Annotated in this window: 3 protein-coding genes; 1 reads left to right on the forward strand and 2 read right to left on the reverse strand. The window is 72.9% G+C overall.

Translation table 11 applies throughout. The features are described 5' to 3' along the window. Positions 1-961: purine-cytosine permease family protein (locus ACFRMQ_RS38115; protein WP_380735462.1), on the reverse strand; the 961-nt coding region annotated here is incomplete at its 3' end. Positions 962-1378: 417 nt separating this feature from the next. Next, positions 1379-2908 (reverse strand): hypothetical protein, encoded by a 1530-nt coding sequence (locus tag ACFRMQ_RS38120; protein ID WP_380735463.1) that lies wholly within the window; start codon positions 2906-2908, stop codon positions 1379-1381. Between the two features lie 355 nt (positions 2909-3263). On the opposite strand from ACFRMQ_RS38120, the gene ACFRMQ_RS38125 reads away from it, so the two are divergent. Then, positions 3264-4868, forward strand: coding sequence for an alpha/beta hydrolase (locus tag ACFRMQ_RS38125; RefSeq protein WP_380735464.1), 1605 nt, complete (start codon positions 3264-3266; stop codon positions 4866-4868). The last annotated feature ends 40 nt before the right edge of the window (positions 4869-4908 follow it).

The raw sequence follows: 4908 nt of genomic DNA on the forward strand, positions 1-4908 counted from the left end.
GGCCGAGGACGGCGACCACCGCGAACGGCACCAGGAACCAGGTCGGCAGGATCGTCGTGAGGGCGCCGATCGGATCGGCGGCGACGGCCTCGGAGAGCTCGTTGGAGGAGCCGGCGAGCAGCAGGCCGAAGACCGTCAGCAGCAGGGGGGCGGCGCTGGCGCCGAAGGTGGTCCAGCCGATCACGCCGGTGCCGGAGGAGGAGCGCGGCAGGTACCGGGAGTAGTCGGCGGCCGCGTTGACCCAGCCGAGGCCGAAGCCGGTCATCATGAACACCAGCGCGCCGATGAACTCCTGGGTGGAGCCGTCGGGGATCGCGGTGACCGCGTCGACGTGGATGTGGCCGGCGACGAGGGCCACGTAGACGAGCGTCAGCACGCCGGTGACGATGGTGATGAGCGTCTGCAGGCGCATGATCAGGTCGAAGCCCATCACACCGCCGACGACGGTGAGCAAACCGACCAGGACCAGGGCGACGGCCTTGGTGCCGGTGCCGCCGCCCCAGCCGAGCCGGTCGAACACGGTGGCCGTGGCGAGCGAGGCGAGCGCGACGAGGACGGTCTCCCAGCCGACGGTGAGCATCCAGGAGATCACCGAGGGCAGCCGGTTGCCGCGCACGCCGTAGGCGGCGCGGCTGAGGACCATCGTCGGCGCCGAGCCGCGCTTGCCGGCGACGGCGACGAAGCCGCAGAGCAGGAACGAGAAGACGATGCCGATCACGGAGGCGATCAGGGCCTGCCGGAAGGAGATGCCTAAGCCCAGGACGAAGGCTCCGTAACTGAGCCCGAGCACCGAGACGTTCGACCCGAACCAGGGCCAGAACAGGGTGCGGGGGCTGCCCTTGCGCTCGCTCTCGGCGATGACGTCGAGGCCGTGGGTCTCCATCCGGAACGGGCGGTCCTGCGGTGTGGGGTCGGCGCCGGTGCCGGCCGGCACCGGGGGCCTGTCGTGCGGGTCCGTCATCCTCATGGTCGTCCGCCTGTCCTATCCGGGTGAGTACCGGGGCGCTCGTGGTTACCCAGGACGCTCGGGCCCGCTCCTACCCGGCCCGCTCCCCGGTGATCCCCTGTGGGGATCGCACGGCCCGCGACGACAGGAGTGTGCCATGGTGCGCAGGATGACGGAAGGTCAGCTGACGGACTCGGAGGCACGGGAGGGAAAGCGGCCCATGCCGCGGGCTGTGGACAGATCGACCGCACCGACCGGCGCGAGCGGGTCCTCGGGGCGCTGACCGCCGGGCCTGCCGCACCCGCGCCGAGAGCATCAGCCCCCGGGCTCGCGACGGCCGGCGGCTGCCCTGCGGAGTCCTGACACCACCGCCGGAATCGTCGACCACCCCACCGAGTGGTGTTCCCGGTCGAGTCCAAGGGCCGCCAGGGCTTACAGCCGGGGTATCAGATCCGACATGACAGCGAGGGGCAGCGAGGGATTGGCGGCTGCCGCCTCCACCACCCGCCGGTCGGCGTCGCTGAGCAGCTCTTCGATGACCGGCGGCGGAAGTTCCGCACGGCCGGCGGCTACAGGCCTCGCCTGTGCGTCTGCCAGGCAGGCGAGCAGCGCCGGTGCCGACGCGTGGCGATGCCGGGCGATCTCGCGGAACGCCTTCCGCACCGGTGGTTCGCGCCGGGCGAGGTCCTCCAGAAGTGCCGGAGTCGCGTCCGGATTGGCGGCCACCTTGGCGACGACCCGGACTCCGTGCCGGTCGACCATGGCGCGCAGTCGGCCTTCCGAGAGGCCCGGGTGTGGAGCGATGGACTTGACCACTTTCGCGTCGGGGTCGGCGGCCAGCGCGTCACGTACGGCGGGTGGCAGATCGCGGCGCTGGGCCACGAGCATCCGCGCGGCCGGTTTCGGTGATCCGGCCAGCTTCTCGACCTCCTCGGGGGATGCCGAGGCGATCCGCGGCAGCAGAGTGGCGCCGATCCCGGCAGCGCCGGCCAGGTGGATCAGCACGTCGAGCGGTACGAGCGGGTTGTGGGCGAGACTGCGCCGCACTTCGTGGTCTCGGTCGGCGGCCAGTGCGCGGATCAGGACCTCGCCGATCGCCGGATTCTCGGCGAGATCGGCTCGAACACCGGGATTCGCGTCCACGGCGAGCCGAGCGCAGGCCTCCGATGGCAGATCGGGGCGGCCGGCGAGTGCCCGGCGCAGCAGAAGCGACGGGTGGTCGACGAAGCCGGCAGCGGCTTCGGCAGGTGTGAACGGATTCCGAATCGCCATCCGCCGCGTCTCGTGCGCGGTGGACTCGTGGGAGCCGTCGCAGGAGGCGTCGGGCAGCAGATCGCAGTCGAGTCGCGAGCACTGTGGATCGTGGACGAATGGAACCGCTTCACGGTCGCAGACCAGGCACCGCTGCGCGGGTGGCAGCCCCTCTCCGGTGAGCAGCGCCGCCAGGACGGCCGGTGGCGTCGCCTCGTTGGCCGCCACCGCGCGGCGGACCTCGGCATGCGGATGTGCCGCGAGTCCGGTGGCCGTCTCCGGTGTCGTCCACAACGCGAGCTCCGCGACGACCTGTACGTCCGAGTCGGTGGCCAGCGTCTCCACCACATCGAGCGGAAGGCCGGAGCAGGCGGCCAGCTTCTCCCGGCGCTCGACGACCGGATCTGCCGCGAGGAGGCGCGCCCACTCCGGGCGTCCGGCACGCTCGTCCAGCAGGGCGAGCGCGACGTTCGGTCGCGTCACGGGGTCGACGTCCGCGGCGGTCAGCAGGCCTGCGTACGCCAGCGACACCGCGCTTTCCTCGACACCGGAGGCCAGCACCACCGCTTGCGCGTGGCTGAGGTCGGCCCGATGGGCGAGGCCCGCGGCGATCTCGGCGTCCGCGAGCCCGACCGCCACCGCGATCAGCCGGTCGACCAACTCGGACGGCAGGCTCACGTTGGCGGCCAGCCCGCACAGGACATGGTTCACGGAGCCATCCTGCCCGGAACGTCACCGAGTGGCTACTGGATTTCGATGCCCGGGTGCTGTCGGTGGAGGGGTGGCGCCACCCTGCGGAAGAGTGGTGAGCGCGAGGTCGACCGAGGGGACGTGACCCCTGAAGCGATACGAACTCTCAACCTTTCAGGGCCAGTTCGGCGTTTACGCTGGAGTGCTTGTGCCGCGGGGCCGTCTCCGTGACGGCCTCGGGGCCCAGGTGCTTCGCTTCGTCCCGGGCGCTCCACCACGACGGATCCGGCCCGGGGACGGAGCAGGGAAGGCTGATCACAGGGGCTCTCCCCGGCCGGTTCCGCAGGGAAGAGTCCCACGTCGCCGAGGAGGCCTCATGCCCGAACCCCAGCGCAGCCGCTCCGCTCCCGCCGTCCGACGGCCCCGGACCCTGCGGCGCGCCGTCGCGACCGGCCTCGCCCTCGCGGCCTGCCTGACCGCGGCCGCCACCACGACCCTGCCCGCGCGGGCCGCGGAAGGCCCGCAAGGCCAAGCCCAGGGGCTCGACCGCTACTACGGTCAGCACCTCGACTGGCACACCTGCGTCCTGGGCCCGGACGACCCGGACGGTGCCGCACTCGACCAGGCCGGCGCCCGCTGCGCGGACGTCACCGTGCCACTCGACTACGCGAACCCCGGCGGACGCACCCTCACACTGGCGCTCTCCCGGATCGAGGCCACCGACACCCGCCACCGGATCGGCACGCTGCTGCTCAACGACGGCGGCCCCGGCAGCCCGACGCTCGGCGCACCGCCCCGGGTGCACGCCGCCCTCAAGGAAACCGCCGGGCGCTTCGACATCGTCGGGCTGGACCAGCGCTTCGTCGGCCGCAGCGCGCAGATCGACTGCGGCTGGCCCGTCGGCTTCAGCATCCAGTCCGCCGGGACCGGCCGGGCGGGCTTCGAACGCCAGGTCACTCTTCAGCGCGACCTCGCGGCCCGGTGCCGCTCGACGGCCGGCGACCTGCTGCCGTACGCGGGCACCCGCGACGCGGCCCGGGACATGGACGTGGTCCGGGGCGCGCTCGGCGAACGGAGGATCTCCTACCTCGGCCTCTCCTACGGCACGTACCTCGGCACGGTGTACACCCAGATGTTCCCCGGCCGCGTCGACCGGATGGTGCTCGACAGCGCGCTGGACCCGCGCCACGTCGGCCCCGCGCTGCTCCCCAACCAACTGCCCGGACTGGAACACGCGTTCTCCGACTGGGCGGACTGGGCGGCGGCCCGCCACGGAACGTACGGGCTCGGCCGCACCCGCGAGGAGGTGACCGCCGGAGTCCTGCGCACCGTCGAGACGGCCGCGAACCGCCCGCTCGTCCTCGGCACCGGCGCCGACACCGTCGAACTCGACGACACCCGGGTGCCGCTGCTGCTCTTCGCGGGACTCCAGGGCGACTCCGACCCGGAACGGGCCTCCCTCGCCGAGCAGCTGGCGATGCTCGCCGACGCCGCGGAGGGCCGGCCGGTCACCCCGACCGCGGAGACCGCCGCCCTGCTGCGATTCCTGTTCGGTCCGCAGGGATCGCCGGCCGGCAGCGCCATGCAGGCCATCGCGTGCGCGGACGGAACCGCCTCCCGCGACCCCGGACACTACTGGCGCGAGATCGAGCGCGGTCGCGCCGAGCACCCGCTGTTCGGCCCGCAACTCGGCAACATCACTCCCTGCGCCTTCTGGGACGCCCCGCGCGAGGCGCCCACCCAGGTACGCCGCGACGCCCGGGCACTGATCCTCTCCGCCACCGGTGACCCCCGCGCCCCCTACCGCGGCGGCGTGGCCCTGCACGAGATGCTGCCCAGCTCGCGCCTGCTGACCCTCCGGGGAGCCGACCAGCACCAGCTGTACGGGATCTACGGCAACGCCTGCGTGGACGACACCGTCAACGCCTACCTGGCCTCCGGACGCCTGCCGGACACCGACCCGGTCTGCGCCCGCCGGTAGCCGGCTGCCCACGGTGCGGGCCCGTGGAAGCGTCCACGGG

The organism is Kitasatospora sp. NPDC056783, assembly GCF_042789895.1.
In the GTDB taxonomy this organism is placed as follows: domain Bacteria; phylum Actinomycetota; class Actinomycetes; order Streptomycetales; family Streptomycetaceae; genus Kitasatospora.